Here is a 22,506-nt window from a genome sequence, read left to right on the forward strand (position 1 = left end):
AGGAGAAAAAGCTATGGAATACCGCCCCCTTGGCCGCACCGGCGTGCAGGTCAGCCCCCTCTGCCTCGGCGCCATGATGTTCGGCCCGTGGGGCAATGACGACCGCGCCGACGCCACCCGCCTCATCCACCGCGCCCTGGACGCCGGCATCAACTTCATCGACACCGCGGACGTCTACTCCGGGGGCGCCTCCGAGGAAATCGTCGGTGCGGCACTTGCCGGAAGACGCGACGACGTCTTCCTGGCCACCAAGTTCTTCATGCCCATGAACGAAAAGGACCCCAACCAGCGCGGCGGGTCACGCCGGTGGATCATGCGGGAGGTGGAGGACTCGCTGCGCCGGCTGAACACCGACCACATCGACCTCTACCAGGTGCACCGGCCCAGCCCGGACACCGACGTGGAGGAAACCCTCGGCGCACTCACCGACCTGGTCCGCCAGGGCAAGGTGCGCTACATCGGCTCCTCGTCCTACTCCGGCTCCCAGATCGTCGAAGCCCAGTGGGCGTCCCGCGAGCGCAATTTGGAGCGGTTCGTCACCGAGCAGCCGCCCTACTCCATCCTGACCCGCGGCATCGAGGAGGACGTGCTCCCCACGGTGCAGCGCCACGGGATGGGCACCCTCACGTACAGTCCGCTGGCGGGCGGCTGGCTCTCCGGGCGGTGGCGGAAGGACTCCGCATCCAGGCCCACCTCGAGCGCCCGGCCCAGCGCCCGGTTCGACATGAGCCAGCCCGCCAACCAGCGCAAGCTGGACATCGTGGAGGAGCTTGCGCAGGTGGCCGAATGGGCCGGGGTGACGCTCATCGAGCTGGCCATCGCGTTCGTGATCAACCACCCCGGCGTCACCTCCGCCATCGTCGGCCCGCGCACCATGGAGCAGCTGGAGTCCTACCTCCCGGCCGCGGACACCGTCCTGGCCCCGGAGGTGCTGGACCGCATCGACCAGCTGGTGGCCCCGGGCGTCACGGTCAACCCCGACGACAACAGCTACGGCGCGCACGAACTGAGCGCACACGCACGACGGCGGCAGCGGGCTTAGGTGCCCGCCCCGCCTTAGACCCCTACGAAAGGAAAACCCATGGCAACGTGGCTCATCACAGGCTGCTCCACCGGACTTGGCCGGGCACTCGCTGAAGCCGTGCTCGCGTCCGGGCACAACGCTGCGGTCACCGCCCGGAACGTTGACGCGGTGCAGGACATCACCGCCGGCTTCCCGGACAGCGCACTTCCCCTGGCCCTGGACGTCACGGACAAGGCGCAGATCGCCGCCGCGGTCAAGGCAGCCGAGGAAAAGTTCGGCAGCATCGACGTGCTGGTGAACAACGCCGGCTACGGCTACCGCGCCGCCGTGGAGGAAGCGGACGACGCCGACATCCGCCGCCTGTTCGACACCAACTTCTTCGGCGCCGTGGACATGATCAAGGCCGTGGTGCCGGGCATGCGCGCCAACAAGTCCGGGACCATCCTGAACATCTCCTCCATCGGCGCCCGCATCACCCCTCCCGGTTCCGGCTACTACTCGGCCACCAAGGCGGCGCTGGAGGGCATGTCCGGATCGCTGCGCAACGAACTGAAGCCACTGGGCATCAACGTCACGGCCATCGAGCCCGGGGGCTTCCGGACCGACTTCGCGGGCCGCTCTCTCACCCAGTCCGCGACGGCGATCGGGGACTACGCGGACACGGCCGGCAAGCGCCGCAAGGAAGTCGACACGGCCCACGGCAACCAGCCCGGGGACCCGGACAAGGCAGCCAAGGCGATCCTCGCCGTCGTCGATTCCCCCAACCCGCCGGGCCTGCTGGTCCTGGGCACGGACGCCTTCGGCGCGTTCGGCATGGTGGCCGATGCCCAGCGCGCCGAGCTGGACCAGTGGCAGGAGCTGAGCACCAGCACCGACATCACGGACTAGCCCAATTCGAGTACCGGGTACTCATGACACGGCGCTTGCCCGGTGCGAAAGTGGATGCCTAACAATCACTTCGCAAGAGGAACCAGCATGGCAGCCAAACGACGTCGGTCACGCAGCGGAGGCGGCGGCGCCATCGGGTGCGCGCCCTTCTTCGTCCTCATCATCGTGGCGCTCATCATCCAGTACTGGTGGGTGCTGCTGATTGCGGCGGGGGTGGTTGCGCTGACGGTGGCACTGGTCCGCTCCGCCAACGCCCCGGCACGTCCGGTCCGTATGCCGCAGCCCCCGCCGCAACCCCTCAGGCCCCCGCCCCCGCCCCGGGTGCCCAGCGGCGAGGAACTCACCGCCCAAATGCGGGCCCACAAGCGGATCAGCCGCGTGCGGGACATGCAGGAGTGGGACTACGAGTGGCTCCGGCTGGCCTATCCGGGGAAGAGCGTCCGTGAGGTCAACGAGATCGCAAACGCCCATTTTGCCCGCGGGCGTTCCATCGGCCTGGACGGCGGGGACCCGTTAGTTCCCTAGCCCGGCCGCGGCCCCGGGCCGTCCACGGGGCCGCCGTCGAACATTCCCGCCCGATTACTCCTGCCGCACTCGGTGAACACGCCGTGCTCAGCGGCGTGTCCCCGCTCCCACGCGGGATGCGGCCGGAGTAACTGGGCCGGAGTGCACCGAACCCTCCGCTCAGGCTGAAGCGTGGTCAGGCTCAACTGGGCCCGGTGGTGGCGGTAGTGCTTGGGCGCCCACTCCAGGATGTCCCGGCGGCTCATCCAGGGCAGGAAGTACGGATCCCACCGCACGGGCATGGTCATGCCGCGGTCCAGTGCCCTGGTGCCGGCATGGTCGTACCAGTTCACAATGATCTGCGTGGTCCGGTCCATCATCCCCAGCATGCCGGCCGGCTTCAGGACCTGGCCTCCGGCGGCGGATCCGGCCCAGTTCACCCAGTCATAGGGGCGGGCGCAGGAGTCCAGGAGGCGGCTCCAGTTCCGGGATGCCGGAGGCGGCAGGCGCGAGAACAGTCCCAGGAGCGGAATCCCGGCGAGCGCAATGTTCTGGCCGAGCACCATATGGAAGAGCAACTGCCGGTTGGTCCACCGCGTTCCGTTGGAGGGCAGGTCCAGCTCATCCGCCGGGGCGCCCACAACGATGCGCCGGAAGTCGGCCGCGATCCACAGCAGGTCTGCCTTCACCGGATCGCTGTCAGGTACCGCCATCGGACCCTGCCTTCCTTGGGAGTCAGCCGGTATTCTTTCAGGCATTGATGGATATCAATAGCATCGCAGGGCCGGCATGCCGCGACCCGTCTGGAAGCCAAGGAGAAACACCATGAAGTTCCTCCAGGACGCGCCCCGGTTCCTGTTCTTCACGGGCAAGGGCGGCGTGGGCAAGACGTCCGTGGCCTGCGCTGCCGCACTCACCCTTGCCAGGACAGGGAAGCAAGTCCTCCTGGTCAGCACCGACCCCGCGTCAAATATTGGCCAGGTGTTCAGCCAGGAGGTGGGCAACGCTGTCACCCCGATCCGCGGCGTGCCAGGTCTCCGGGCGTTGGAGATCGACCCGGAGCAAGCTGCCGAGGCCTACCGGGAGCGGATCATTGGCCCGGCCCGCGGGGTCCTTCCGGACGCGGAGCTGGCGGGGATCGCGGAGAGCCTCTCCGGTTCGTGCACCACCGAGATCGCCTCCTTCGACGAGTTCACAAGCCTGCTTGCCGACGACGGCAGCTACGGCGAGTACCACCACATTGTTTTCGATACCGCGCCGACGGGCCACACCATCCGGCTGCTGCAGCTTCCGGGGTCGTGGACCGACTTCCTGGCTGCCGGGACGGGTGATCCCTCCTGCCTGGGCCCCCTCTCGGGCCTCGAGAAGCACAAACAGGTCTACGCCGCAGCAGTCCGGGCCCTCACGGACCCGGCCCGTACGCGGCTGGTGCTGGTCAGCCGCGCGCAGGCGTCGTCGCTGGGCGAGATAGAACGGACCTACCTGGAGCTCAACCAGATAGGCATCGGCAATGGCTACGTGGTGATCAACGGCGTGCTGCCGGACGCCGCTGGGGATGAAGAGCTGGCCAAGGCGCTGCGCGCCCGGGAAGCCGCTGCCCTCCGCGCGGTCCCCGGCACAGTGGCCCGCCTTCCCCGCGACATCCTGGAGCTGAAGCCGGGGAACATGGTGGGGATTCCCGCGCTTGAATCCTTGTTCACCACAGCCCCGATCACCGAACTGCCGGCAACCGCAGCGCCCGTTCCTGGTGCAGGCGATGCCCCGCTTGCCGCGCTGGTGGACGAAGTGGAGCGCGACGGCGGCGGCCTGGTCATGTGCATGGGCAAGGGCGGAGTGGGCAAGACCACGGTTGCCGCGGCCATCGCCGCAGCCCTGGCCAGGCGCGGGCTTGCCGTCCACCTCACCACCACCGATCCGGCTGCACACCTGGCCGAAACGCTCCACGGTTCCATCCCGGGCCTGACCGTCTCGCGCATCGATCCCGAAACCGCAATCCGCGAGTACCGGGCCCACGTCATGGAGACCAAAGGCCGGAACCTGGACGATGAAGGACGCGCCGCCCTGGCAGAGGACCTGATCTCCCCGTGCACGGACGAGGTTGCGGTGTTCCGGCAGTTCTCCAAGGTGGTCCAGGAGTCCCGCCGGCACTTCGTGGTGATCGACACCGCCCCTACCGGCCACACGCTGCTGCTCCTGGACGCCACGGGCTCATACCACCGGGAGATCGCCCGCCAAGTGGGAACAACCATGGGCTTTGTGACACCCCTCATGCGGCTGCAGGACCCGGCACAGACCAAGGTGGTCCTGGTGACGCTGGCCGAAACCACCCCGGTGCTCGAGGCCAAGGAGCTGCAGGACGACCTGGAACGGGCCGGGATCCATCCGTGGGCCTGGGTCATCAACAACTCGATCGCCGCTGCACACCCAAAGTCACCGTTCCTGCAGGCGCGCGCGGCCGGCGAGCTTGAAGAGATTTCAAAGGTGTACGCGCTGGCCGACCGGGTGGCCCTCATCCCCCTGCTGCCCGAGGAGCCCGTTGGCGAAGAAAAACTGGCAGCCCTCACCGCCTACAGCTCCCAACCCGCATAACGGGCACCGGGCGGTTCTACAGGGTGGCCAGGAGGCCGGCCGCCTGCTCGATCGCACCGGGAACCAGCGAGTAGTACGCCCAGGTGCCGCGCTTTTCGCGGTGCAGCAACCCTGCGTCCACCAGGATCTTCAGATGGTGGGACACTGTGGGCTGGCTCAAGTCCAGCGGTTCGGTCAGGTCGCAGACACACGCTTCGCCGTCTCCGGCGCCCTTGACAATCGAGAGCAGCCGAAGCCTGTTCGGATCGGCCAGCGCCTTGAACACAAGGGCCGTGCGCTGGGCCTCCTCCACCTCGAGGGCTGGCCGGCCTGATGGCGCACAGCAGTCCTCGGCGATGGCGGGCTCAGCCAGTTGCAGGGAAGTCATGCGTCCATTATGCACAAGATTGACAATCATCGATATAGTTGCCGATACTCATATCGACGAATATCAATGTTGTTCCAGCAGTCCCGCCCAGGCCTTACACCAGCGCCACAGGAGTTCCGTGAGCATCCAGACTGACCCGACATTCCGCCTTGACGGGGCGGCTCCCATCGCGGGCAAGCTCTCCACCCTGGACCGGTTCCTGCCTGTGTGGATCATTGCGGCCATGGCACTGGGGCTGCTGCTGGGAACCTTCGTCCCGGGCCTGAACACGGTTCTCGAGGCCGTCACGATCGGCCAGGTTTCCCTGCCGATCGCCGTCGGGCTGCTGGTGATGATGTACCCCGTGCTTGCGAAGGTCCGCTACGACCAGGCACACCGGGTAATCGGTGACCGCAAACTCATGATCACTTCGTTGGTGCTGAACTGGGTACTGGCCCCGGCGTTCATGTTCGCCCTGGCCTGGATCTTCATCCCTGACCTGCCCGAGTACCGCACCGGCCTGATCATCGTGGGCCTGGCCCGGTGCATCGCCATGGTGATGATCTGGAACGACCTCGCCTGCGGCGACCGGGAGGCCGCGGCCGTGCTGGTGGCCATCAACTCGGTCTTCCAGGTCATCGCGTTTGGCGCCCTGGGCTGGTTCTACCTCCAGCTCCTGCCGTCCTGGCTGGGACTGCCCACCACCAGCGTGGACTTCTCCTTCTGGTCCATCACCGCCTCCGTACTGGTGTTCCTGGGGATCCCCCTGATGGCCGGCTTCCTCACCCGGACCCTCGGGGAAAGAGCCAGGGGCCGGGACTGGTACGAACGAAAATTCCTTCCGCAGCTCGGACCGTGGGCGCTGTACGGCCTGCTCTTCACCATCACCCTGCTCTTCGCCCTGCAGGGCGGCACCATCACGTCCCGGCCGCTGGACGTGGCCCGGATCGCGCTGCCGCTGCTGGTCTACTTCGTGGCCGTTTTCGGCGCCGGCATGGCCGTTGGAAAGTGGCTGGGCCTCGGCTACGCCAGGACCGCCACCATGGCCTTCACCGCAGCAGGGAACAACTTCGAACTCGCCATCGCTGTGGCGATTGGCACCTTCGGCGTCACCTCCGGGCAGGCCCTGGCCGGCGTCGTCGGGCCCCTGATCGAAGTCCCCGCCCTCGTTGCCCTGGTGTACGCGGCCCTCTGGGCCCGCACCCGCTATTTCACCACCAGCCAGCCTTCCGCCTAACCCCCGAGAACCCCAGGAGAAACCCCGTGAGCACCGAACCCGCCAAAAAGCCCTCCGTCCTGTTCGTCTGCGTCCACAATGCCGGGCGGTCCCAGATGGCCGCCGCCTTCCTGACCACCCTCTCCAAGGGCGCCATCGAGGTCCGCTCCGCCGGTTCCCAGCCCGCCGACAAGGTCAACCCCGCCGCCGTCGAGGCCATGGCCGAACTCGGCATCGACATGTCCGCCGAGATCCCCAAGGTCCTCACCACCGAGGCAGTCAAGGAATCCGACGTCGTCATCACCATGGGCTGCGGCGACACCTGCCCGATTTTCCCGGGGAAGCGCTACGAGGACTGGGAACTCGAAGACCCCGCCGGCCAGGGCGTCGACGCCGTCCGCCCCATCCGCGATGAGATCAAGGGCCGCATCGAGGGCCTCATCGCCTCCCTCACCCCCGCCCAGTAATCGACCGCCCAGTAACCCCCGGACCGTAGAAAGCAGGACCCTCATGGCTGGTACCAACACCCTCCCCGTTGTGGTCATCGGCGCGGGCCCCATCGGCCTCGCCGCGGCGGCGCACCTGTTGGAACGCGGCCTGGAACCCCTCATCCTCGAAGCCGGCCCGGCCCCGGCCGCAGCGATCGGGCAGTGGCGGCACATCCGGCTCTTCTCCCCGTGGCAGTACAACACCGACGCCGCAGCCGTGCGCCTGCTGACCGAAACAGGCTGGACTGCACCCGAGCCCGCGGCATTGCCCACCGGCGGGGACCTCATCGACCGGTACCTCAACCCGCTCGCCGCGCTGCCGGCCATCGCGTCCCGCCTCCATACCGGCGCCCGCGTCATCGCGGTGACCCGCCAGGGCATGGACAAAACACACAGCCGCAACAGGAACAGCACCCCCTTCGTGGTCCGGGTGGAACACGCCGACGGCGACGTCCGCGACTACCAGGCCGCCGCGGTCATCGACGCCTCCGGTACGTGGTCCACCCCCAACCCGCTCGGAACCTCGGGACTGCCCGCCGTCGGTGAAGCCGCCGCCGCTGCCCACATCTCTTCCCCCCTGCCGGACGTGCTGGGCCGAGGGCGCGCAGGCTTTGCCGGACGCACCGCCGTCGTGATCGGTTCCGGCCACTCTGCCGCCAACACCCTGATCAACCTCGCAGACCTTGCCACCCAGGAACCCGGCACCAGGATCATCTGGGCCATCCGCGGCACGTCGGCAGCCAAGGTCGACGGCGGCGGCGACGCCGACGGGCTCGCCGCCCGCGGCCGGCTGGGCAGCCGGCTGCGTACCCTCGTCGAATCCGGCGGGGTGGAACTGCACACCGGCTTCGGTATCGCCTCCATCGAGGCAGCCGACGCCGGCCCGGTCACCTTGACCGCCACGGACGGCCGGACCCTCCAGGCCGATGTGGTGGTTCCGGCCACGGGGTTCCGTCCCGACCTGAAGATCCTCCAGGAGCTGCGGCTGGAACTGGACCCGGGCGTGGAGGCCCCGCGCAGACTCGGACCCCTGATCGACCCGGAATTCCACTCCTGCGGCACGGTGGAACCGCACGGTGCAGCAATGTTGTCCCACCCTGAACAGGACTTCTACGTCGTTGGGATGAAGTCCTACGGGCGCGCGCCCACCTTCCTGCTGGCCACCGGCTACGAACAGGTCCGGTCCGTCGCGGCTGCCCTGGCTGGGGACCGGGAAGCAGCCGACACCGTGCAACTCGAGCTGCCGGAGACCGGGGTCTGTTCCTCGGACACCGGCACCAGCTGCGACGTCCCCGCTGCCGCTTCTGCCGGATTCGTGGCAGAAACTTCCGGAGGATGCTGCGGCACCCCCGAGCCGCTGCTCATCGGATTCCCCACTGGCCTGGCCCACGGCCGCCCCGGGGACGACTGACCATCCCCCTTAACGCCCCCCAAATGAGCGCTAAGGGGGACAACGTCCCAACCAGTTAGTGCCGGGTGGGCCCGGGCGCCCTGTCTGTGGCGCGGGTATTTGAAGGTCCCGGAATGCGGTCATCGGGGCCTTTGAGTTTCATTGGTCGTTCCTGCCGGTGTTTTGCCGGGCGGGGACGGGGATGGGCAACCGCCAAAGCATCAGCAAGCCGCATGGCGTCCAGGAGCAGCACCTTGTTGGACGGCGGTATCCTGCCCGCCTCGCTGGTGCAGATAACCAGCGCCGCGGTGACTTCCGCGATCAGGTCCGGGTCACGACTGCGCCGGTACTCCCGGGCGAGGTCTCCTGTCTCCTCAAGTTCCCCGGAGACGAATACCGCCACCTCGGTCCTGCGCGACATGTCGAATTTCATCAGCACCGATGAGACCATGTTTTTCACGGTCTTTTCGGCCAGAGACAATTCCTGGCCGATCTGTGCGTTGGCCAGCCCGCGGGCAACCCCCACAGCCACCTTCATTTCCTGTTTGGAAAGCATCCCCAGCCGGCCGTCGGGCCCATTCATCCCGTCGGCCTGGATCGGAGCCAGGATGCCGGTCTGGAAACGGCGGCTGAAGGCTGTGTACCCGTGCATGGCCCGCCGGATCAGCCTCAGCTGCTCCTCATTGTCGTCCTGCTGGGACAAACACCCCCAGGCACCGGCCAGAATCGCGCCAATAAGAACCGCTTCGTCAGTTTCACCCGTCATCAGCACGCACCGGATGGTGGGGTCAGCGGCTGCGATTGTCCGGCAGAGCCCCGCACCGGAGCCATCTGGAAGGTCATCGTCGATGATGGCCAGATCCGGACGTATCGCAGGGATCCGCCGCGCCGCCTGGCGGACAGACCCCGATTCCCCGGCAACGTTGAACCCATTAACCGACAACAGCCTCCGCAGACCCTGCCCAACCAGCTCTTCCCCAGTCACGACGTAGACGCTCCCCCAGGAAGACGACGCCAAACCAGGTTGATAGCCAGTGGCCATACTTGTTCCGTTCAATTGCCCTTGAAACCCCAAAGGCACTTGTTAGTCTCCTGCTTTGCCACTCTGGCCCACCGCGAAAAGGAGAACAGTTACCTGAAACGGGTACGTGCGAAAGCGAACGAATGTGTCGACCCACTAACAGGCTAGCCCCATCAGCAGGGTCCCGACACCCCGCCCGGGCTCAATGCAGGGTTCCGGTCACTGGGGCCCAGTACAATCCCGCAATAATCCCGCAGGTCGGCACCGTTCCTTGCAATCGGCCGGGATACGGGAAATAGGATGGCCCGTAGGCTTTACCGGACACGAAGGGCGCCCCATGATCGAGATCCTGAACCCTGCCGAAGTGGCCCGCGCACGCGTCACCGGCGCCCTGGTGGCGGACATCCTGCAGGCCATGAAGAGCCGCGCCACCGTGGGCACCAACCTCCTGGACATCGACCAGTGGACCAAGGAGATGATCACCGAGGCCGGGGCCGAATCCTGCTACGTGGACTACGCGCCGTCGTTCGGCCGCGGCCCGTTCGGCCACTACATCTGCACCGGCGTCAACGATGCCGTGCTGCACGGACTCCCCCACAACTATGACCTGGCCGACGGGGACCTGCTCACCCTGGACCTCGCCGTCGTCAAGGACGGGATTGCCGCCGACGCTGCCATCAGCTTCATCGTCGGTGAATCACGCCCGGCGGAGAGCGTTGCCATGATCGAAGCCACGGAACGGGCCCTGGCCGCGGGGATAGCCGCCGCCGGGCCGGCCGCCAAGATCGGCGACGTCGCCTATGCCATCGGCCGGGTCCTTACCGACGCCGGCTACCCCATCAACACCCAGTTCGGCGGCCACGGCATCGGCTCCACCATGCACCAGGACCCGCACGTCCCCAACATGGGCCGGCCCGGCCGCGGCTTCAAACTGAGGCCCGGGCTGCTGCTGGCGCTGGAGCCGTGGATCATGGCGGACACGGCGGAGCTGGTGACGGACGACGACGGCTGGACCCTGAGGAGCGCCACCGGCTGCCGGACGGCCCACACCGAGCACACCATCGCCATCACCGAGGACGGCGCCGAGATCCTGACGCTCCCCTCGCGGTAAGAAGCTACTCGGTCCCGGCCACGGCGCTGCGGCGGTTCAGCGTGTCCCTGCCCAGGGTACGGCTCAGCCCTTCACGAGCTGTGCAGGTTTGATCGCGCTGACCATGGCCGGGTAGTAGCCCTGTGTATATCCGTCGGCGGTGGGGTGGAAGTTGAACTGCGTGTACTGGCCGAGGTTGAACCAGGAGTCGGAGGAACCGATTTCGTGGCCGTTGAATTTGGGGGTGACGTCCACGAACTGCGCGCCGGCGCTCCGTGCCTTGCCCGCGAGGACGGCGTTGAGCTGGTCCGTGCCCTTGTCGAACACCGCTGCGGCCGCTGCGGACATGACACCGCCGCCTGCTATGACTGTGGTGGATTCCCCGGCCGTCGCAAAGAGCTGGGGGTACCCGAGCCAGGCGATTTTAGCATTTGCCGCGTACCCGCGAATTTTTGCGACCGTTCCCACCACGTCGACGCCGTTTGCAAGCTGGACTCCATAGGCTACGGCCTCCCGGCAACCGACGGCCGTCGGTGACGGGTCTGCAGCACACGCTCCGATGATCTGGCCGAAGTTGACGTCGTTGCCGCCGGCGGTGAGGGTCACCAGTCCTGTGGTGCTGTTGAGCGCACCATCACGGGACGCCTTGGCGGCCTGCTGGGCAATAGTGGGGATACCTGAAGTTGTTGTTCCGATTGTCGCGCCTGCACACGCATAGTCGCCGGTGAGGGCCACCGATTGCAGCTGGTCGAACAACGCCACGTCGTCAGGGCCGCCGTGCAGGCAGGCCGGGCTGCCGAACGCCGGATTGACGGCGGCGGTTGGCGCCAACGAGCCCCAACCGGCCGAGTAGGAGTCCCCAAGGTTGACATATTTGACGGGCTGCTGCGCGGCGAAGGCAGGAGCTGATGCGCCGGAGAGGATGAGGGCTGTTGCGGCAGCGAACGTGGCCGCACTGCGACGCCAAACTACGGGGAACTGCATTATGGGCTCCAAACTGTACTCGAGGACGCGTGTCCCCATGACCCTAGGCGCGGGCGCACGATCAGGACAGGGTCCTATGGCCCCGGACAAGAAGTTGAAGGAGCCACATGGGATAAGGCAGCTACCCGGTACCGGCCACGGCGCTGCGGCGTTCCAGCAGCAGCGTGTCCTGCCAGTGCCCCGCTTTGGGGCCGGTACTGATCCGCGCAATCCGCTCCCTGGTCCCCACCACCCGGAAGCCCAGCTTCCGGTGCAGCGCCAGGCTTGCCGTGTTCTCCGGGAAAATGCTGGACTGGATGGTCCAGATGCCCGCGGCCTCCGTCGACTCCACCAGGGCGCCCAGGAGCAGCCGGCCCACGCCCCGGCCCTGTGCCTGCGGCGCCACGTAGATGGAGTGCTCCACCAGGCCCCGGTACACCTCCCGGGACGAAACGCGGGACACCGCGGCCCAGCCCGAAACCCGCCCCGCCTCCTCGGCGACCAACCTGTGCTGGGGCAGCCGCACGGCGTCGAACGCTTCCCAGGTGGGCGGCTCACTCTCGAAAGTCGCCTCCCCTGTGGCAATGCCGGCGGCGTAGATGGCGTGTACGGCGTCCCAGTCCTCGGGGCACATGGGGCGGATGGTTACGGGGCTCTCCATGGGTCCCATTATGGTGGCAGGCCGCTCCCCCTCATCCCGCGGCGTGGGGCCGGGGGTGCGGCGACCCGTAAATAATGCGTCAAAAAACGGCCGCCCGCGCCCCGGACGGGCCCCTCAGGACCTTTCATTAAGGCAGGAAAGTGTGTAGAGCCAGGGGGCGCAAGATGCGGTGGGATGAGTCGCCCGAGGACCGCGGCAGGGTGAAGTTCGCCGCGGCAGCCGAGGCCGTGGAGGGCTACGGCGGCCGGGGGCTGAACGGCCGCGCCCTGCAGCCTGCCAGCGGCTACCTGTTCCCCGACCAGGACGGCGAGGGCTGGTGGGTGGTCTTCCAGCCCTGGCCGTCAGCCGGCCCGGAGGCGCACCGGGTGCCCGGCGACGTCCTGGCCTGCAACGACTCCTACGGCGACATGGTGCACGTTGTGGTGCTGGCGTCCGGCGTCTGGGAGGACGACGCCGAGGCCGCCTTCCGCGCACACCGCCCTTCCAGCCTGGCGGACGCAGCCCGGGTTGCCGCCTCGGTGGCGCACATCAGCCAGCCACACATCAGCCGACGTGGACCCACGGCCGCTGGGTGACGTCCGGGACGGCCTCGCGGAGAACCTCCCTGGTGACCGGGGCGATCTCGCCCTCGCCCAGGAACAGGAACCGGACCAGGTTGGTGATGGGGTTCCCCTCCGTCCAGCGGAAGTAGATGTGCGGCATCAGGCCGGTGACGTCGCGGATGTGCAGCAGCACGGAGGCGATGGTGTTGGGAACCACCGGGCCGTGGACCTCCAGGATGTGGTAGCCGTGCCGGTTGACGCCGCGGACATGCAGTTCGGTTTCGAAGTCCGAGGAGTCGTCCACGATGACCTCAAGGAACAGGGCGTCCCCCGCCAGCGGGAGGTGGCTGACCTCGATGGCTGACTCCAGCTTGTCCCGGTAGGCCTCCGGGGACAGCCGCAGCGGTTCGTGCGCGATGATCGCGATGGGCCCGTCCAGGGTGCTGGACATGAACTCCAGGGCCTGCTGGTCCAGGTGCACCCGGGTGGCATGCAGCTCGAAGGAGCGGCGGACCCGGGACAGCAGCGAGATGACGATGATGCCGAGGATGAAGATGGCGGCGATCCGGATGCCCTCGGGCCGTTCAAAGATGTTGGCCACCGTGGTGTAGGCGAACACCACCGAAATGGCGCCGAAGCCCACGGTGAGGTTCCGCTGCCCTTTCCTGCGGGCCGAGAGGGTCACAGCCACCGCGGCGGAGGTCATCAGCACCAGGACGCCGGTGGCGTACGCACCGCCCTGCGCATCGACGTCGGCATTGAAGATGAAGGTGATCAGGAAGCCGATCAGGGTGAACACCAGCACCAGCGGCCGCACGGCCTTGGCCCAGCCCGGGGCCATGCCGTAGCGCGGCAGGTAGCGGGGCACCAGGTTCAGCAGCCCGGCCATGGCGGAAGCCCCGGCGAACCAGAGGATGGCGATGGTGCTGATGTCGTACACGCTGCCGAAGCCCACGCCCAGGTATTCGTGCGCCAGGTAGGCCAGGGCACGGCCGTTCGCCTGGCCGTCCGGCTGGAACTCCTGCTCCGGGATGAGCACCACGGTGATGAAGCTCGAGGTCAGCAGGAAGGCGCTCATGATCACAGCGGCGGTGGTGAGCATGCGCCGGGCTCCGCGGATGCGGCCGGCAGGATTGTCCTCGGTGTCGTTGTCCGCCCCGCGCACCTGGGGCATGACGGCGACGCCGGTCTCGAAGCCGGACAGGCCCAGCGCCAGTTTGGGGAACACCAGCAGGGCGATGGCCACCGCCATCAGCGGGTTGCCGTGCGATACCCACAAATTGGTCCACCAGTCGCCCATGGCCACCGGATGCGAGATGACCTGGCCCAGGGTCACCACCACCACGATGGCGTTCAGGCCCAGGTACAGGACCACCAGGACCACGGCGACGCCGATCGCTTCCTTGAAGCCCCGCAGGAACACGGCAGCCAGCAGGGCGAGCAGGACCAGGGTGATGGGAATGTTCTGCCCCTGCAGCCAACCGGGGGCCACGGGGTTGTGGATCAGGTGCGCGGTGGCGTCCGCGGCCGAGAGCGTCATGGTGATCATGAAGTCGGTGGCCGCGAAGCCCAGCAGCACCAGGACCAGGAGCTTGCCGCCCCACCGCGGCAGCAGCCGTTCCAGCATGGCGATGGAACCTTCGCCGCGGGGGCTTTCACCGGCCACCCGCCGGTACACCGGCAGGGCGCCGAGCAGGGTCACGGCCACAAGCACCAGGGTGGCCAGGGGTGAGATGACACCGGCGGCCAGTGCGGCGATGGCCGGCTGGTAGCCCAGGGTGGAGAAGTAGTCCACACCGGTCAGGCACATGACCTGCCACCATGCATGCTTTTTCTCGTGCTGCGTGGGCACGCCGCCGGGGCCCTGGTGGGTACCCTTGCTGTCCTGCAGCCCGAACAGCAGCCAGTCCTTCAGCGCCTTCCTGCCGTGGGCATGGGGCGCGGAAGGATCCGCCGGGGGCCTGCTCAACGTGGTCATCTCTGCCTTTCCGCGCTGCCCTTTGCACCGCGACCACTGCGAAGCTAGCACCGGGCAAAACGGCGGATCGGCGAAAAGGACCTTTATTGACGAATCCTTTACGCGGGAATTTACGACGGCGGCACGCGGCTTTGGTGCCCACCGTTTAGGGGCGCGGGCAGGCCTGCCCGACGAGCAACTGCGCAAGGGCCAGGGCGCGCCTGCCGTACGTCCCGCCGTCGAGCACTGCCGCCGTGGCGTAGGCGCCGTTGAGGACGATGAGGAGCTCTTCGGCGAGCTGGTCCGGCGACTCCGCTCCGGCGTCGGCCGCCAGCGAGCTGAACCAGTCGCGCACCTGCTGCTTGTGGCCCACAGCTGCCATGTGGGCCGGGTGCTGGCCGAGCGGAAACTCGGTGCTCGTGTTCAGCATCGGGCAGCCCCGGTATGTAGGGCCGGCGCAGTCGGCAGCCAGCACCCTAAACACGGCAAGGAGCTTCTCCCGGGGGTCGTGTTGCCCATCAGCGGCCTGCCGCATCCGCTCAAACCAGGCGTCGGCACGCCCCTGCACATACGCGGTGGCGAGGGCGTCCTTGGTGGGGAACTGCCGGTAGACGGTGGCGTTTCCAACCCCGCATTCCTTGACCACCGTATCCATGCCCACGGCCCGGATTCCCTGCTGGTAGAACAGCCGGGTGGCCACATCCAGGACATTGCGCCGGTTCTCCTCCGCCGTCCTTCGCACCATTCGGACCACACTCCCTCGAAAGCTTCTGCACTCTGCTTGGCCTTAAGTTTGACAGACGGAACGTTCCGTCACAAACTAAATGAGAACGATCCGTCACAATCAACACCGTCCCCACGGACCCACCAAGGAGCATCCATGAACATCGCCGTCCTCGGCACCGGCATCGTCGGCCGGACCATCGCAGCCCGCCTGGCAGAGCTGGGCCACAATGTCACCATCGGCACCCGCGATCCGGAGGCCACCCTCGCGCGCACGGCCCCGGACGCCATGGGAACTCCCCCGTTCGCCGGCTGGGCCGCCGAAAACCCGGGCATCGCCGTCGCCGGTTTCGCCGACGCTGCGGTCGGCGCCGAACTCATCGTCAACGCAACCAACGGCAATGCGTCCCTGGACGTCCTGGCAGCGGCAGGCGCCGGGAACCTTGACGGCAAGGTAATCCTGGACATCGCCAACCCGCTCGATTTCAGCAAGGGCATGCCGCCCACCCTGTTCGTCAAGGACACCGACTCCCTCGGCGAACAGATCCAGCGCACCTTCCCTGCCTCGCGGGTGGTGAAGTCCCTCAATACGCTCAACGCCGACCTCATGGCGCGCCCCACGCTCCTGGCCGACCCCGGCACGGTCTTCGTCTCCGGCAACGACGCGGACGCCAAGAACACCGTCACGGGCCTCCTGAAGGACTTCGGCCATGACGATGTCATCGACCTCGGCGACATCTCCACCGCCCGCGGCACCGAAATGCTCCTGCCCGTTTGGCTGCGCCTCTGGGGCGCGCTGGGCACCCCGGCGTTCAACTTCAAGATCGTCCGGTAAGCCCGCGCCTGCCGGCCCTGGTACGGGTTATGGCTCGAAGCGGTAGCCCATCCCGGCCTCGGTGAGCAGGTGCCGGGGCCGGGCCGGGTCCTTTTCCAGCTTGCGGCGCAGCTGGCCCATGTAAACGCGCAGGTAGTGGGTTTCGTTGTCGTAGCCCGGGCCCCAGATCCTGGCCAGCATCTGCTGCTGGGTGATCAGCCGGCCCGGGTTCCGCACCAGCAGTTCCAGGATGGCCCACTCGCGCGGGGTGAGCCGGACCGGTTCCCCTTCCCGGGTCACCTTCCGGTTGGCCAGGTCCACCTCGAAGTCCCCCACGTCGACGGCGGGCGGGTCCTCGGCAACCTCGGGCGCGCTGCTCCGGCGGCCGGCGACGCGCAGCCTTGCCAGGAGCTCGTCCAGCCCGAACGGCTTGGTCACGTAGTCGTCGGCGCCGGCGTCCAGGGCCCTGACCTTGTCCACGGACCCGTGCCGGGCGGAGAGCACGATGATGGGCATGCTGCTGGTGCGGCGGACGCGGGTGATCACGTCCACGCCGTTGATGTCCGGCAGGCCCAGGTCCAGCACCATGACATCCGGGTGCCCGCCTTCCGCATGCCTGAGCGCGGCCGCCCCGTCCAGGGCCGTAAGCACCCGGTACCCCTCCGCCTGCAGGTTCACCTGCAGGGCGCGCAGCAGCTGCGGTTCATCGTCAACGATCAGGACTGTCCTCATACTGTTGCGGTGCCTGCTTCCCGGCGGATGTTGGGGCTGTAGGGCCCGGTGGACAGCGGCAGCCGGACCACCATGGTCAGCCCTCCGCCCGGAGTCGGCTCGGGCACCAGCTGGCCGCCCATCGCCTCGGTAAAGCCCTTCGCCACGGCCAGGCCCAGCCCGATGCCCAGACCTTCCGGCGCATCGTCAAGCCGCTGGAACGGCCGGAACATCTCCACTACCGCGGCAGCGGGCACACCCTGCCCGTGATCGACGATGCGCAGCTCGCCAAACGGCGTGCCGCCGTCGTCCGCTGCGTTGGCGGCTCCCGACACGCCCACGATCACCACGTCCGAGCCGGGCGCGTACTTGAGCGCGTTTTCCACGATGTTGGCGATGACCCGCTCCAGCATGCCCAGGTCTGCGTCCACGGCCGGCATGTTGGGTGCGAGGTCGATCCGGATGCGCTCCGTGGGGATGCCGCGCAGGGCGTCCTCGATGGCATCGCGCCACGTGACCGGGGCGGTGTGCGGTGCAGCCGATCCGCTGGAGATCCGGGACATGTCCAGGAGATTGGAGATGAGGGCGTCCAGGCGCTCGGTGTAGGAATCAATGGTGGCCAGCATCTCCTCTTGCACCTCCGCCGGGAGCCTGCTGTTCTGGCGGCGGAGCGCGGTGACCGCCAGCTTGATCCCTGCCAGCGGCGTGCGAAGGTCGTGGCTGACCGCGCTCAGGATTGCGGTGCGGACGCTGTTGCCCTCCGCCAGTTTCGTGGTGCTTTTCAGGGTGCGCTGCAGGGCGTGGTGTTGCCGGAGCAGCAGGAGGTGGGCTCCGTGGGCGGCCAGCAGGAGCCGGTCCCCTGCCGTCAGGGTGCGGCCGGACAGGACCAGGGCGGTCCGGGGATCGGCCAGTTCCACGTTGTCAGTGAGCGCGGTTGCCGCCTCCGGGGACGGTGGCGGCGCGTCCCCGGAAAACGCCTGCAGTTCCCACGTGTCCTGCCTGTCCCCGGTACGGGTGAAGAGGCCCGCGGCCCGGACCTGGAAGGTTTCGCGGGCCTTGTCCAGGAAACCGGCAACGGTATCGTCCGCAAGGAGTGCATCCCTGGCGAGGTCGGCGAGGGTGGTGGCCTCGGCACGGGCGCGGACAGCTTCCCGCGCCCGGCGTTCAGACAGGCCCACCACCAGGGACACGGCCACCGCGGCCCCGAGGAAGACCAGCAGGGCAAAGACGTTCTGCGGGTCACTGATGTTGAACGTGCCCACCGGGTCCGTTTCGAAGTAGTTCAGCAGCAGCGACGCCAGGACGGCTGCGAACACGGCCGGCCACAGCCCGCCGATGAACGCCACCGCCATCACCCCGGTCAGGTGCACCAGGGCGTGGGTGGCGAGGTTCAGGTCGCGGCTGAAGGACAGGAGGGTGGAGGCCAGCACGGGGAGGAGCACCGCGAGGATATAGCCAACCGTGGTGCGCGTGCGGCTGAGGGCTGCGGGGGTATGCCGCGGGAGTCCGCGGGCCGCGGGCGGATGGGAGACCAGATGCACGTCGATGTCGCCGGATTCCCGCACCACCCTTGACGCCACGCCCCTGCCCAGGACGCGGCTCCAGAAGCTTCCCGGTGCTGCCCCGAGGACAATCTGGGTTGCGTTGGCGCTCCGGGCGAATTCCAGCAGAGACTGCGCCGGGTCATCCCCGGACACCGTGTGGAAGGTGCCGCCGAGGTCAGTGATGAGCTGCCGCTGCGCCTCCACGGTTTGTTCCGACGCCTCCCGCCGTGCGGTGGTGCCTCGCACGTGGACGGCCAGGAGTTCGCTGCCGTTGACGCGGGACAGGATCCGGGCTGCCCGCCGAATGAGCACCTCGTCCCCGGGGGAGCCGGCAAGCCCTACCACCACCCGTTCGCGGGTGGGCCACGCGGCGGTGATGCCCTGGCTTTCCCGGTACGCCGCCAGGCCTTCCTCCACCCGGTCCGCGAGCCAGATCAGGGCCATTCCGCGCAGGGCCAGCAGGGTGCCGGGCCGGTACTCGTTGGCCAGGGCGGCATCGATCCTGTCCGCCGGGAAGATCCTGCCGTCCGCCACCCTCTGGCGCAGGAGCGCAGGTGGGATGTCCACAAGCTCAATGTGGTCCGCCCGCCGCACAATCCCATCCGGCACCGTTGCGTCCGGCGGATCGTCGATGATCGCGGCAACCACGTCCCTGAGGGACCCCAGCTGCTGCACGCAAAGGGTGGACAGCACGTCGATGCCCGCCACCAGCAGCTCCTCGATATCCTGCCATCTCTGCTGGTTCCTGCTGCCTGGGGCGTTGACGTGTGCGTACTCGTCCACTACGGCCACATCCGGCTTCCGTTCCAGCACGGCGTCCACGTCCAGGGCCGGCACCCCTGCTCCCGTCGTACCGCCCGAAAGGCGCGGCGCAACGGCGTCGAGCCCTTCTGCGAGCTGCCGCGTCTCCTCCCGGCCGTGGTCCGCTGCGATGCCGACCACGACGTCCCTGCCCCCGGCCAGCAGCCGGTGCGCTTCCCGCAGCGCGGCGTATGTGGTGCCCGCGCCGGGCGCCGCGCCCAGAAAGATCCGAAGGGTTCCGCGTGACATACCCACAGTCTTATCCTGTCCGGTCGCCTGGGCCAACTTCCGGCCTGCGGGAGCGGTGGTAGTGATGGGGCGTCGCAGGAAAACCTGCCAAAAGTGATGGGGCGTCACAGGAAAACGTGCCAAAAGTGATGGGGCGTCTGGGAAGGGACGACGGCGGGCGCTCAGTAAGCTGGCAGGATGTCCTTTTTTGCCGCCCCGCTGCCCACCCTGGCGGCCATTGCCATCCTGGCGGCACTCACGGTGGGCATCCTGTGGGGCTCGCGGACGCCGTCGTACCTCTCCCCTGCCCTGGCCATCCTGCGCGGCGCGGCGCAGCTGGCCGTGATCAGCCTGGTGCTGGGCGGCGTGATCAGCAACCCGCTGTGGGTGGGGGCGGCCCTGCTGGTGATGTTCAGCGTGGCGTCCGTGACCGCGACGCGGCGCCTCACCTGGTCCTGGCGGCGCTTTGGGCTGGTGGCCGGAACCATGGCCGCCGGGATCCTGGTGACGGTCGCCGTCGTGTTTGGAACCGGCGCCATTGAGTTCTCGCCCCGGTACGCGCTGGCGGTGGGCGGGATCGTGATTGGCAACTCCATGACCATCGCCACCCTGGCCGGAAGGCGGTTCTTCGAGGCGGTGGTGGAGCAGTGGGACCAGGTGGAGGGGTGGCTCGCGCTGGGTGCCACGCCGCGGCAGGCAACCCTGGTCCAGGCCCGGCAGGCGGTGCACTCGGCGCTGATTCCCTCCACGGACCAGACCAAGACCACCGGCCTGGTGACCCTCCCGGGAGCCTTCGTCGGGGCGATCTTCGGCGGCGCCTCCCCGTTCGAGGCAGGCCGGTTCCAGGTGGTGGTGCTCGCCTCGATCATGGCAGCCGGGTCCATTACCGCCGTGGCCCTGATCCGTTCACTGGGCAACGTCAAGGTCCGCCCCGACCCGCTGTAGGCCACCGCGTGGCCCGGCGCAAATCCATTTCCGCTGCGCAAAGGCATTCCCGCGGCGCCAAAACGCCGGCGCTACGGATATTCCGGTAGCCCCGGCGTTTTCGCGCGTCGAGAAGTAACGGGCGCGGCGGGAACCTGCGGGATTAGGCCTGCTTGACCAGGGCCGCTTCGAGGTTGATCTTCACCTTGTCGCTGACCAGCAGGCCGCCGGCTTCCAGCGCCGCGTTCCAGGTGAGCCCGAATTCCTTGCGGCTGATCTCGGTCTCGGCGGAGAAGCCGGCCCGGGTGGCCCCGAACGGGTCAACGGCCACGCCGGTGAATTCGACCTCCAGCTCCACAGGCTTGGTCACGCCCTTGATGGTCAGGTCCCCGGTCAGGGTGTAATCCTCCCCGTCCCCTTCGATGGAGGTGCCGCGGAACGTCATCTCGGGATACTTCTCGACATCGAAGAAGTCCGCGCCGCGCACGTGTGCGTCGCGGTTGGCGTCACCGGAGTCGAAGCTTGCGGTGGAGACCGTGGCGTGCACCGACGAGTCAGCCAGCGACTCGCCCACGCGTGCCTCGGCCTGGGCTTCAGTGAAGCGGCCGCGGACCTTGCTGATCCCGGCATGGCGGACGCTGAAGCCGATCTCGCTGTGCGACATGTCCAGGGTCCAGGTTCCCGGCGTGATGTCCTTGGGAAGGGTCATTGTCATTCTCCTTGCTCGTAGGGCCGCAGGCTCGGCTGCCCGCTAAAGGGCGCAAGACTGCGGATGCCCCTAATATTCCCCCTAAATCCCACAACGAGAACAGGGCCGAATGAACCGGAAGGGAACTTCGGGCGTATACATAAGCGTGGCTCTACGATTACTGACCGCCCTGGCGCTGTTCATCGATGCCGGCGTGCACCTGTTCCTGGCCCCGGGCTACCAGAACACGCAGCCGGGCACCGTCAGCCAGGGCACCTTGTTCCTGCTCGAAGCGGCGGCCGCGCTGGTGGCAGGCGTTTACGTCCTGGTCCGCGGCAGCAGGGCTGCCTATGCCGTGGCCCTGGTGGTGGCCCTCAGCGCGTTCGCCGCCGTCGTGCTGTACCGGTACGTTGACATCCCTGCCATCGGACCGATCCCGGCCATGTACGACCCCGTCTGGTTCTTCTCCAAATCCCTCAGCGCCGTTGCCGAGGGAGCCGGGGCCCTCCTGGCGCTTGCCGGCCTGGTCCGCGGCCGCCGCAGGGGAACGTCCGACGCCGGCGCAGGAGTCCGGTCCCGGCGCTTCCGGCGGTGACCACCACCCCGGCCGTTGTTAGCATGCGAGGGGAGGTGGGCGATGAGCGGGGCTGAGCGGGCGGTGCCGGACGCCTTCGGGGCCGTTTCGGGGTACGTGTTCTCGGCCCTGGTGCTGACGTCCGTGTCCCCGTCCGGACTGCTCCTCCAACTGGCCGGCCTGTGCGCGGGAGCAGTGGTGACGGGGGCCGCCGTCGGCTCGGTGCTGCGGCGGATTCCACGCTTCTCGACGCCGGCGGACCGGGTGACCCTGCTGCGCGCCATCCTGGTGGCCCTGTGCGCGGTGCTGGCGGTTCCGCAGTTGTTCACGGGCCGCCGCACCGACCTGCTCCTGCCCCTCCTGGGTGCCGCGGCGTTCCTCCTGGACGGGCTGGACGGCGTGGTGGCGCGGCGCACCGGAACCTCCTCGGCCGCCGGAGCGCGGTTCGATTCCGCCACCGACGCCGCCCTGGTGCTGGTGCTGTCCGTCGGAGCCGCTCCCGTGGCCGGCCCGTGGACGCTGGCCATCGGGGCCATGTATTACGCCTTCGTGGCCGCGGGCTTGCTCCGGCCGCAGCTTCGCGCGGTGCTGCCGGCCAGCGTGTCCCGCAAGGCCATCGGGGCGTTCCAGCCGTTTGCGCTGCTCATTGCCCTGCTCCCGGGCGTCCCTGTCCTGGCCGCGGGCCTGGTTCCCGCGCTGGCCCTCGGTTTGCTCGCCGTGTCCTTTACCCGCGACGTGGTCCAGCTGGAGCGCCTGCACCGTGCCGGGCTGCGGGAAGTTCCCGCCGGAATTTCCTAGCCGGCCTGGGGCCGCTGCATCC

23 protein-coding genes are annotated in these 22,506 nt (G+C 68.1%); 13 read left to right on the plus strand and 10 right to left on the minus strand.

Going from position 1 to position 22,506, the window contains the following annotated elements:
* Window positions 1-13 precede the first annotated feature (13 nt).
* The 3 genes from NIBR502770_RS13860 (at window position 14) to NIBR502770_RS13870 (ending at window position 2,437) form a co-directional block, all read left to right on the plus strand.
* The gene (locus NIBR502770_RS13860; protein WP_141182306.1) at window positions 14-1,042 is read left to right on the plus strand and encodes an aldo/keto reductase; all 1,029 of its coding nucleotides are present in this window, start codon (window positions 14-16) and stop codon (window positions 1,040-1,042) included.
* A gap of 39 nt (window positions 1,043-1,081) precedes the next feature.
* A complete protein-coding gene (locus tag NIBR502770_RS13865) occupies window positions 1,082-1,912 on the plus strand; it encodes an oxidoreductase (protein WP_141182307.1) in 831 nt (276 codons plus the stop codon).
* An 87-nt stretch (window positions 1,913-1,999) separates the two neighbouring features.
* Entirely contained in the window at window positions 2,000-2,437 is a 438-nt protein-coding gene (locus NIBR502770_RS13870; protein WP_141182308.1) for a hypothetical protein, read from the plus strand.
* On the opposite strand, the gene NIBR502770_RS13875 is transcribed toward NIBR502770_RS13870, so the two are convergent.
* Window positions 2,434-3,129, minus strand: a complete 696-nt coding sequence (locus tag NIBR502770_RS13875) for a DinB family protein (protein ID WP_168223176.1) — start codon at window positions 3,127-3,129, stop codon at window positions 2,434-2,436. The two genes, NIBR502770_RS13870 and NIBR502770_RS13875, sit on opposite strands and share 4 nt — an antisense overlap.
* 112 nt (window positions 3,130-3,241) lie before the next feature.
* Between NIBR502770_RS13875 and arsA the strand changes: the two genes are divergently transcribed.
* A complete protein-coding gene (arsA, locus tag NIBR502770_RS13880) occupies window positions 3,242-5,005 on the plus strand; it encodes an arsenical pump-driving ATPase (RefSeq protein WP_141182310.1) in 1,764 nt (587 codons plus the stop codon).
* 16 nt (window positions 5,006-5,021) lie between these two features.
* On the opposite strand, the gene NIBR502770_RS13885 is transcribed toward arsA, so the two are convergent.
* Window positions 5,022-5,372, minus strand: coding sequence for a helix-turn-helix transcriptional regulator (locus NIBR502770_RS13885; protein WP_141182311.1), 351 nt, complete (start codon window positions 5,370-5,372; stop codon window positions 5,022-5,024).
* A gap of 124 nt (window positions 5,373-5,496) precedes the next feature.
* On the opposite strand from NIBR502770_RS13885, the gene arsB reads away from it, so the two are divergent.
* From arsB to NIBR502770_RS13900, 3 genes are read left to right on the plus strand one after another with little or no spacing between them, the layout of a single operon-like run.
* The gene (gene arsB / locus NIBR502770_RS13890; RefSeq protein ID WP_256371938.1) at window positions 5,497-6,588 is read left to right on the plus strand and encodes an ACR3 family arsenite efflux transporter; all 1,092 of its coding nucleotides are present in this window, start codon (window positions 5,497-5,499) and stop codon (window positions 6,586-6,588) included.
* A 26-nt stretch (window positions 6,589-6,614) separates the two neighbouring features.
* Complete coding sequence (locus NIBR502770_RS13895) at window positions 6,615-7,034, plus strand: arsenate reductase ArsC (RefSeq protein ID WP_141182313.1); 420 nt, start codon at window positions 6,615-6,617, stop codon at window positions 7,032-7,034.
* 43 nt (window positions 7,035-7,077) lie between these two features.
* Window positions 7,078-8,466, plus strand: a complete 1,389-nt coding sequence (locus tag NIBR502770_RS13900) for an FAD-dependent oxidoreductase (RefSeq protein ID WP_141182314.1) — start codon at window positions 7,078-7,080, stop codon at window positions 8,464-8,466.
* 55 nt (window positions 8,467-8,521) lie between these two features.
* Here NIBR502770_RS13900 and NIBR502770_RS13905 read toward each other — a convergent pair whose 3' ends face one another.
* A complete protein-coding gene (locus NIBR502770_RS13905; protein WP_168223177.1) occupies window positions 8,522-9,430 on the minus strand; it encodes a response regulator transcription factor in 909 nt (302 codons plus the stop codon).
* Between the two features lie 373 nt (window positions 9,431-9,803).
* Here NIBR502770_RS13905 and map point away from each other — a divergent pair, with 373 nt between their 5' ends.
* Entirely contained in the window at window positions 9,804-10,577 is a 774-nt protein-coding gene (map, locus tag NIBR502770_RS13910; RefSeq protein WP_141159530.1) for a type I methionyl aminopeptidase, read from the plus strand.
* 63 nt (window positions 10,578-10,640) lie between these two features.
* Here map and NIBR502770_RS13915 read toward each other — a convergent pair whose 3' ends face one another.
* Window positions 10,641-11,540 (minus strand): SGNH/GDSL hydrolase family protein, encoded by a 900-nt coding sequence (locus tag NIBR502770_RS13915; protein WP_141182316.1) that lies wholly within the window; start codon window positions 11,538-11,540, stop codon window positions 10,641-10,643.
* A gap of 121 nt (window positions 11,541-11,661) precedes the next feature.
* The gene (locus NIBR502770_RS13920; protein ID WP_141182317.1) at window positions 11,662-12,180 is read right to left on the minus strand and encodes a GNAT family N-acetyltransferase; all 519 of its coding nucleotides are present in this window, start codon (window positions 12,178-12,180) and stop codon (window positions 11,662-11,664) included.
* A gap of 164 nt (window positions 12,181-12,344) precedes the next feature.
* Between NIBR502770_RS13920 and NIBR502770_RS13925 the strand changes: the two genes are divergently transcribed.
* Window positions 12,345-12,755, plus strand: coding sequence for a hypothetical protein (locus tag NIBR502770_RS13925; RefSeq protein ID WP_141182318.1), 411 nt, complete (start codon window positions 12,345-12,347; stop codon window positions 12,753-12,755).
* Here NIBR502770_RS13925 and NIBR502770_RS13930 read toward each other — a convergent pair.
* The gene (locus NIBR502770_RS13930; RefSeq protein ID WP_141182319.1) at window positions 12,724-14,700 is read right to left on the minus strand and encodes an amino acid transporter; all 1,977 of its coding nucleotides are present in this window, start codon (window positions 14,698-14,700) and stop codon (window positions 12,724-12,726) included. The genes NIBR502770_RS13925 and NIBR502770_RS13930 overlap by 32 nt on opposite strands.
* Before the next feature lie 145 nt (window positions 14,701-14,845).
* On the minus strand, window positions 14,846-15,424 hold the full coding sequence (locus tag NIBR502770_RS13935; RefSeq protein ID WP_141182320.1) for a TetR/AcrR family transcriptional regulator: 579 nt from the start codon (window positions 15,422-15,424) through the stop codon (window positions 14,846-14,848).
* Window positions 15,425-15,559: 135 nt separating this feature from the next.
* Here NIBR502770_RS13935 and NIBR502770_RS13940 point away from each other — a divergent pair, with 135 nt between their 5' ends.
* On the plus strand, window positions 15,560-16,237 hold the full coding sequence (locus NIBR502770_RS13940; RefSeq protein WP_141182321.1) for an NADPH-dependent F420 reductase: 678 nt from the start codon (window positions 15,560-15,562) through the stop codon (window positions 16,235-16,237).
* A 27-nt stretch (window positions 16,238-16,264) separates the two neighbouring features.
* Here the strand turns inward: NIBR502770_RS13940 and NIBR502770_RS13945 are convergent, their stop codons facing one another.
* A complete protein-coding gene (locus tag NIBR502770_RS13945; protein ID WP_141182322.1) occupies window positions 16,265-16,948 on the minus strand; it encodes a response regulator in 684 nt (227 codons plus the stop codon).
* Window positions 16,945-19,521, minus strand: coding sequence for a DUF4118 domain-containing protein (locus tag NIBR502770_RS13950; RefSeq protein WP_141182323.1), 2,577 nt, complete (start codon window positions 19,519-19,521; stop codon window positions 16,945-16,947). The genes NIBR502770_RS13945 and NIBR502770_RS13950 overlap by 4 nt, the downstream gene beginning before the upstream one ends.
* Window positions 19,522-19,698: 177 nt before the next feature.
* Between NIBR502770_RS13950 and NIBR502770_RS13955 the strand changes: the two genes are divergently transcribed.
* Window positions 19,699-20,445 (plus strand): ABC transporter permease, encoded by a 747-nt coding sequence (locus NIBR502770_RS13955; RefSeq protein ID WP_141182324.1) that lies wholly within the window; start codon window positions 19,699-19,701, stop codon window positions 20,443-20,445.
* Window positions 20,446-20,587: 142 nt separating this feature from the next.
* Here NIBR502770_RS13955 and NIBR502770_RS13960 read toward each other — a convergent pair whose 3' ends face one another.
* On the minus strand, window positions 20,588-21,133 hold the full coding sequence (locus tag NIBR502770_RS13960; protein WP_141182325.1) for a YceI family protein: 546 nt from the start codon (window positions 21,131-21,133) through the stop codon (window positions 20,588-20,590).
* A 145-nt stretch (window positions 21,134-21,278) separates the two neighbouring features.
* Here NIBR502770_RS13960 and NIBR502770_RS13965 point away from each other — a divergent pair, with 145 nt between their 5' ends.
* Both NIBR502770_RS13965 and NIBR502770_RS13970 read left to right on the plus strand, forming a co-directional pair.
* On the plus strand, window positions 21,279-21,707 hold the full coding sequence (locus NIBR502770_RS13965; RefSeq protein ID WP_246857286.1) for a hypothetical protein: 429 nt from the start codon (window positions 21,279-21,281) through the stop codon (window positions 21,705-21,707).
* A gap of 42 nt (window positions 21,708-21,749) precedes the next feature.
* On the plus strand, window positions 21,750-22,484 hold the full coding sequence (locus NIBR502770_RS13970; protein ID WP_141182326.1) for a CDP-alcohol phosphatidyltransferase family protein: 735 nt from the start codon (window positions 21,750-21,752) through the stop codon (window positions 22,482-22,484).
* The last annotated feature ends 22 nt before the right edge of the window (window positions 22,485-22,506 follow it).

Origin of the sequence: Pseudarthrobacter sp. NIBRBAC000502770, from assembly GCF_006517815.1 — a bacterium.
Classification (GTDB): Bacteria; Actinomycetota; Actinomycetes; order Actinomycetales; family Micrococcaceae; genus Arthrobacter; species Arthrobacter niigatensis.